This is a genomic window from Brevundimonas sp., from assembly GCF_036400995.1.
GTDB lineage: Bacteria > Pseudomonadota > Alphaproteobacteria > Caulobacterales > Caulobacteraceae > Brevundimonas.
In genome coordinates, this window is record NZ_DASWWG010000075.1 from 20,702 (window position 1) to 27,370 (window position 6,669).

The 6,669-nt window shown below is 68.3% G+C and carries 6 protein-coding genes; 5 read left to right on the forward strand and 1 reads right to left on the reverse strand.

All coding sequences use genetic code 11. The annotated features are described in order from the left end of the window. The first annotated feature begins 130 nt into the window (after positions 1-130). Complete coding sequence (gene ahpF / locus VGE03_RS10960; RefSeq protein ID WP_331046507.1) at positions 131-1,717, forward strand: alkyl hydroperoxide reductase subunit F; 1,587 nt, start codon at positions 131-133, stop codon at positions 1,715-1,717. A 99-nt stretch (positions 1,718-1,816) separates the two neighbouring features. Then, positions 1,817-2,770 (forward strand): DMT family transporter, encoded by a 954-nt coding sequence (locus tag VGE03_RS10965; protein WP_331046508.1) that lies wholly within the window; start codon positions 1,817-1,819, stop codon positions 2,768-2,770. A gap of 327 nt (positions 2,771-3,097) precedes the next feature. Here the strand turns inward: VGE03_RS10965 and VGE03_RS10970 are convergent, their stop codons facing one another. Next, positions 3,098-3,748: an alpha/beta hydrolase gene (locus VGE03_RS10970; RefSeq protein WP_331046509.1), complete on the reverse strand. Its 651-nt coding sequence runs from the start codon at positions 3,746-3,748 to the stop codon at positions 3,098-3,100. Between the two features lie 161 nt (positions 3,749-3,909). Here VGE03_RS10970 and VGE03_RS10975 point away from each other — a divergent pair, with 161 nt between their 5' ends. From VGE03_RS10975 to sufB, 3 genes are all read left to right on the forward strand, one after another. After that, positions 3,910-4,386, forward strand: a complete 477-nt coding sequence (locus VGE03_RS10975; RefSeq protein WP_331046510.1) for an Rrf2 family transcriptional regulator — start codon at positions 3,910-3,912, stop codon at positions 4,384-4,386. Beyond that, the gene (locus VGE03_RS10980) at positions 4,383-5,522 is read left to right on the forward strand and encodes a cysteine desulfurase family protein (protein ID WP_331046511.1); all 1,140 of its coding nucleotides are present in this window, start codon (positions 4,383-4,385) and stop codon (positions 5,520-5,522) included. The genes VGE03_RS10975 and VGE03_RS10980 overlap by 4 nt, the downstream gene beginning before the upstream one ends. 3 nt (positions 5,523-5,525) lie before the next feature. After that, a partial coding sequence (sufB, locus tag VGE03_RS10985) for a Fe-S cluster assembly protein SufB (RefSeq protein ID WP_331046512.1) occupies positions 5,526-6,669 on the forward strand: 1,144 nt, incomplete at its 3' end.

Here is a 6,669-nt window from a genome sequence, read left to right on the forward strand (position 1 = left end):
CCGATCCGTCGGGCGTCCGCAGAGGCCGCGGGGTGAGTAGCGTTTCCGTCCCCGCGGCCTTTTTGCGTCCGGCGCTCGCCCGTAGCGGCTCGAGGCGGACGCTCCCCCCGTAGTTTGAATGAGGATCCCGATGCTCGACGCCAATCTGAAAACCCAGCTCGAGGGCTACCTCAAGAACATCGTCCACACCGTGGAGCTGGTCGCCTCGCTGGGCGCCGGTCCGAAGTCGCAGGAGCTGAAGGCCCTGCTGGAGGAGATCGTCTCGGTCTCGCACGGCAAGGTCGAGATGGGCCGCGACTTCGATGACGCGCGCCAGCCCAGCTTCCTGATCCGCCGCAAGGGCACCGAGATCGGCGTGCGCTTCGCCGGCATCCCGCTGGGCCACGAGTTCACCTCGCTGGTGCTGGCCCTGCTGCACGTCGGCGGGCACCCGTCGAAGGCGGCGCAGGAGGTGATCCAGCAGGTGAAGGACCTCGAGGGCGACTACGTCTTCGAGACCTACTTCTCCCTGTCCTGCCAGAACTGCCCGGACGTGGTGCAGGCGCTCAACCTGATGAGCGTGCTGAACCCGCGCATCAAGCACGTCGCCATCGAGGGCGGCCTGTTCAAGGACGAGGTCGAGGAGCGCAAGGTCATGGCCGTGCCGACCGTCTTCCTGAACGGCGAGCTGTTCGGTCAGGGCCGGATGGAGCTGGAGCAGATCGTCGCCAGGATCGACAAGGGCGCCGAGGGCAAGGCGGCCGAGAAGCTGAAGGCCAAGGCGCCGTTCGACGTTCTGGTCATCGGCGGCGGCCCGGCCGGCGCCGCGGCGGCCATCTACACCGCCCGCAAGGGCATCCGCACCGGCATCGCCGCCGAGCGGTTCGGCGGTCAGGTGCTGGACACCATGGCCATCGAGAACTTCATCTCGGTGCCCCACACCGAGGGGCCGAAGCTGGCCGCCCATCTGGAGCAGCATGTCCGCGAGTATGAGGTGGACATCATGAACCTGCAGACGGCGCGCAAGCTGATCCCGGCCAAGGTCGAGGGCGGCCTGCACGAGGTGGTGCTGGAGAACGGCGCCAGCCTGAAGTCGCGCACCGTCATCCTGTCGACCGGCGCCCGCTGGCGTCAGATGAACGTGCCGGGCGAGCAGGAGTACAAGAACCGGGGCGTGGCCTACTGCCCGCACTGCGACGGCCCGCTGTTCAAGGGCAAGCGGGTGGCGGTGATCGGCGGCGGCAACTCGGGCGTCGAGGCCGCGATCGATCTGGCCGGTCTGGTCGCCCATGTGACCCTGATCGAGTTCGACAGCGAACTGCGGGCCGACGCGGTGCTGCAGCGCAAGCTGGCCAGCCTGCCGAACGTGAAGATCATCACTTCGGCCCTGACGACCGAGGTTCACGGCGACGGCGAGAAGGTGACGGGCCTGTCCTACAAGGACCGGAACTCGGACACCCGCCACGACGTCGATCTGGAAGGCGTCTTCGTCCAGATCGGCCTGGTGCCGAACACCGAGTGGCTGCACGGGGCGGTCGCCCTGACCTCGCGCGGCGAGATCGAGATCGATCACCGCGCCGAGACCAGCCAGCCGGGCATCTTCGCCGCCGGCGACGCGACGACGGTGCCGTACAAGCAGATCGTCATCGCCATGGGCGAGGGCTCGAAGGCGGCGCTGTCGGCCTTCGACTACCTGATCCGCACCGTGCCGGCGGAAGAGGAGGTCGAGGTCGCCTGACGCCGACGTAAGGACTGACCGACAAGGCCCCGGCGTTCGCGCGCCGGGGCCTTGTCATGTCCGGTTGGCCGCGAGCCTGCGCCGGGGTAGGGCAGGGGCATGCACGGATTGAACACGCGTCTGGCCGGGGTCGGCTGCGGCCTCGGGGCCGGGGCAATGTGGGGGCTGGTCTTCCTGGCGCCCAAGTTCGCGCCGGACGCCTCGCCCATGCTGATGAGCGCCGGGCGCTATCTGGCCTACGGCCTGCTGGCGGCGGCCCTGCTGGCGCCCCGCTGGACGAAGGTGGCCCCGCTGCTGGACGCAAAGGCCTGGCGGGCGCTGGCCTGGCTGAGCCTGGCGGGGAACATCGTCTACTACCTGTTCCTGGTGGTCAGCGTGCATTTCGCGGGCGTGGCCGCCTCGGCCCTGATCGTCGGCATGGTGCCGGTGGTGGTGGCGGTCTGGGGGCTGAAGGACCCGGACGCGCCGCCGCTGCGCAAGGTCGGGCCGCCGATCCTGCTGGCCGCGCTGGCGGTGGGGCTGATCGGCTGGGAGAGCCTGTCGCGCGAGGCGATGAGCCGTGACGTCGGGCAGGTGCTGATCGGTCTGGGCTGTGCGCTGGCGGCGCTGGTCAGCTGGTCGGCCTATGCGATCGGCAACAGCCGCTGGATGGCGCGCCTGCCGCAGGTCAGCGCCCATGACTGGTCGCTGCTGACCGGGGTGGTGACTGGCGGCTTCGCCCTGCTGCTGGCCGTCCCGGCGGTGGTCGAGGCCAGCGGCCAGAGCGGCGACCAGTGGGCCCGGCTGGCGGCGGCCAGCATGGGGGTGGCGATCCTGGCCTCCATCGTCGGCAACGCCTTCTGGAACCAGGCCAGCCGGCTGCTGCCACTGTCGATGCTGGGGCAGATGATCGTGTTCGAGACCTTGTTCGCCTTCGCCTACGGCTATCTGTGGGAGGGGCGGGGGCCGACCGTCATCGAGATCGTGGCCATGGTGATGATGGTGGTCAGCGTCCTGTGGTGCGTGCGGGCGCATCGACCGGCGGCCGTGGCGGCGGCGGAAGGCGATCACTGAGCCGGACTGAAAAGTGCACTCTCAAAAAAATGGAGTGCACATCGTGCACTTTTTCGCGTGAGGCGGGGTGTGAGGGGCCGCTTCAACCGGTGGCGATGTCAAAGACCGGATCACAGTCTGACATGCCGGTACGTCAAATTTGGACGTGTGCGTGTTTCCCTCTCCCATGGGGAGAGGGTGGGGCCCGCCGACGAAGTCGGTGGGAGGGTGTGGGGTTTGGGATGCGGGGGATTGGAGCGGAGTCAGGGGCGGCCGGCCGGGCAACCCCACTCCCTCCCACGCCTGACGGCGCGGGCCCCTCCCTCTCCCGACGGGAGAGGGGTGAGATTACGCCGGGTTCTCTTCCAGACGCTTGTCCAGATAGGCGCCGACGCGGGTTTCGACCGCGCCGAGGTGGTCCTGCCAGAAGTGGCTGGCGCCGTCTTCCAGCTCGTAGTCGATGACTATGCCCTTCTGGGTGCGCAGCTTGTTGACCACGCGCTCGACCTCGACCGGCGGGACGATGGTGTCGGCGGTGCCGTGCAGGAACAGGCCCGAGGCCGGGCAGGGGGCCAGGAAGCTGAAGTCGTACATGTTCGACGGCGGCGAGACCGAGATGAAGCCGTCCGTTTCCGGGCGGCGCATCAGCAGCTGCATGCCGATGTAGGCGCCGAACTGGTAGCCGGCGACCCAGGTCTGGGTGGCGGCGGGGTTGTTGGCCTGCAGCCAGTCGAGGGCGGTGGCGGCGTCGGCCAGTTCACCGATGCCCGAGTCGAACTCGCCCTGCGACTTGCCCACGCCGCGGCTGTTGTAGCGCAGGGTGGCGAAGCCGCGCTTCACGAACAGCTGGTACAGGGTCACCGCGACCGGATTGTTCATGTGCCCGCCGGCCTTGGGGTGCGGGTGCAGGATCAGCGCGATCGGCGCATTCGGACGCTTGCCCGGGGAATAGCGGCCTTCGATACGGCCAGAGGCGCCGGGCAGGATGACTTCAGGCATGGGCGGAGCGAATTCCCGTGTTCAAATGTCTTTTCGCAGCTGCGTAATACTTGACCGCGTCAGTAGGACTTTCTAAGTCCACCGCGCGCGTCGACGCCTTTGCGAAGGCGCGGGTTCTAGCACAGGAGCCCCGAAAAGCGCGCGATTTTTGAGGGTGTGCGATGCGTCTGTCGACCAAGGGACGATACGCCGTAATGGCGATGGCCGATCTGGCCCGGAACGGACGCGACGCCGGCGGCCAGACACGGGCTGTCTCGCTGGCCGAAATCGCCACCCGACAGGAGATTTCCCTCAGCTACCTCGAGCAGTTGTTCGCCCGCCTGCGCAAGAGCGGGCTGGTGTCGAGCGTGCGCGGTCCGGGCGGCGGCTATCGCCTGTCGCAGGGCGCCGAGGTGACCATGGTGGCCGACATCGTGCTGGCCGTGGACGAGCCGATCCGCGCCACCCGCTGCGCGGCCCACGGCACGCCCAAGGGCTGCATGATGGGCGGCGAGCGCTGCATCACCCACGACCTGTGGGAAGACCTGGGCGCCGAGATTCACGCCTATCTGGCGGCGGTGTCGCTGGAGGATGTGGTGATGCGCCGGACCGGCGCGCGCCGTCGCGCGACGGCGGCGGGTATGGAGGCCGCGGCATGACCGGCGTTTATCTGGATTACAACGCCTCGGGTCTGGTGCGGCCGGAAGTGCAGGAGGCCATGGCCAAGGCCCTGGCCGACAACGGCAATCCGTCGGCGGTGCACGCCGCCGGCCGCCGGGCGCGGGCGCGCATCGAGACGGCGCGGGCCCAGGTGGCCGAACTGGTCGGCGCCGATCCGACCGCCATCATCTTCTCGTCGGGCGGGACCGAATCCAACGCCCAAGCCATCGTCAGCGCGCTGAAGGGCGGCTGCGAACGGCTGATCGTCGGCGCGACGGAGCATCCCTGCGTGGCCGAGGCGGCCATGACCTCGGGCGCGCCGGTCGAGGTGCTGCCGGTCGATGCGAACGGCGTGGTCGACCTGGCCTGGCTGGCCGAGGCGCTGGCGCGTCCGGGCGTGGCCGTGGTGGCCATCCATCATGCGAACAATGAAAGCGGCGTGATCCAGCCGATCGCCGAGGCGGCGAAGCTGGTGCGGGCCGCGGGCGGCTGGCTGCACGTCGATGCGATCCAGTCGGCGGGCAAGATCCCGGTCGACATGCGGACGCTGGACGCGGACACCCTGACCCTGTCCGCCCACAAGCTGGGCGGGCCGCAGGGCGTCGGCGCCCTGGTGCTGAAGCCGGGCCGCGAGGCGGTGCGCATCCTGCACGGCGCCGGTCAGGAGCGCGGCATGCGCGCGGGCACCGAGAATGTACCGGGCCTGACGGGCTTCGGCGTGTCGGCGGTCTGCGCGGCGCGCGATCTGGACGAGGCCTTGGCCCACGTCGACTGGCGCGACGCCGCCGAGGCGCGGGCGAAGGCGGCGGGCGCCGTCATCATCGGCGGCGCGGTCGCGCGCCTGCCCAACACCCTGTTCATGGCGGTCGAGGGCTGGGACAGCCCGCAGCAGCTGATCACCCTGGATCTGGCCGGGGTGATGATCTCGGCCGGCAGCGCCTGCTCGTCGGGCAAGACCAAGCCGTCCAAGACCATTTCGGCCATGGGGCTGCATCATCTGGCCACCGGAGGCGTGCGCGTCTCGGGCGGCTGGGGCACCACCGAACAGGACTGGATCCGGTTCGCCGACGCCTGGGTGTCGGCGTATCAAAAGCATTTCGCGCGCATGAATGAGCGTGCGAAGGAAGTCGCGTAAGTCATGGCCGCCGTTCAGGAAACAATCGACGCCGTCGCCGCTCTCGAAAAGTACGAGCACGGCTTCACCTCGGACATTGAGCAGGAGTTCGCGCCCAAGGGGCTGAACGCCGACATCGTGCGCTTCATCTCCGAGAAGAAGGGCGAGCCGGAGTGGATGCTGGAATGGCGGCTGGCCGCCTTCGAGCGCTGGCAGGCCATGGAAGAGCCGACCTGGGCGGCGGTGAAGTATGAGCCGGTCGACTATCAGGACCTGTATTACTACGCCGCGCCGGTGAAGAAGGAGGGGCCGAAGTCCCTCGACGAGGTCGATCCGGAACTGCTGGAAGTCTACGCCAAGCTGGGTATCCCGCTGAAGGAGCAGGAAGTGCTGGCGGGCGTGCAGGGCGCGCCCAAGGTGGCGGTGGACGCCGTGTTCGACAGCGTGTCGGTGGTGACGACCTTCAAGGCCGAACTGGCCAAGGTCGGCGTGATTTTCATGCCGATTTCCGAGGCCTTGCGCGAACATCCTGAGCTGGTGCGTCAGTACCTGGGCTCGGTCGTGCCGGTGTCGGACAACTATTTCGCGGCCCTGAACAGCGCGGTCTTCAGCGACGGGTCGTTCGTCTACATCCCGCCGGGCGTGCGCTGCCCGATGGAGCTGTCGACCTATTTCCGCATCAATGCGTCCCAGACCGGCCAGTTCGAGCGGACCCTGATCATCGCCGACAAGGGCAGCTACGTCTCCTATCTGGAAGGCTGCACGGCGCCGATGCGCGACGAGAACCAGCTGCATGCGGCGGTGGTCGAGATCGTGGCGCTGGACGACGCCGAGGTGAAGTATTCGACCGTCCAGAACTGGTACCCCGGCGACGCCGAGGGCAAGGGCGGCATCTACAACTTCGTCACCAAGCGCGCGGACTGCCGCGGCGACCGGTCGAAGGTTTCGTGGACGCAGGTGGAGACCGGCAGCGCCGTCACCTGGAAATACCCGTCCTGCATCCTGAAGGGCGAGGAGAGCTCGGGCGAGTTCTATTCCATCGCCATCACCAATGGGCATCAGCAGGCCGACACCGGCACCAAGATGATCCACCTGGGCAAGAATTCGAAGTCGCGGATCATCGCCAAGGCGGTGTCGGCCGGGAAGTCGGACTCGACCTATCGCGGCC

Bases quoted from the DNA above. Each gene is read 5' to 3' on its own strand.
- ahpF (WP_331046507.1), top strand. From the start codon at position 131: ATGCTCGACGCCAATCTGAAAACCCAGCTCGAGGGCTACCTCAAGAAC.
- VGE03_RS10965 (WP_331046508.1), top strand. From the start codon at position 1,817: ATGCACGGATTGAACACGCGTCTGGCCGGGGTCGGCTGCGGCCTCGGG.
- VGE03_RS10975 (WP_331046510.1), top strand. From the start codon at position 3,910: ATGCGTCTGTCGACCAAGGGACGATACGCCGTAATGGCGATGGCCGAT.
- VGE03_RS10980 (WP_331046511.1), top strand. From the start codon at position 4,383: ATGACCGGCGTTTATCTGGATTACAACGCCTCGGGTCTGGTGCGGCCG.
- VGE03_RS10970 (WP_331046509.1), bottom strand. From the start codon at position 3,748: ATGCCTGAAGTCATCCTGCCCGGCGCCTCTGGCCGTATCGAAGGCCGC.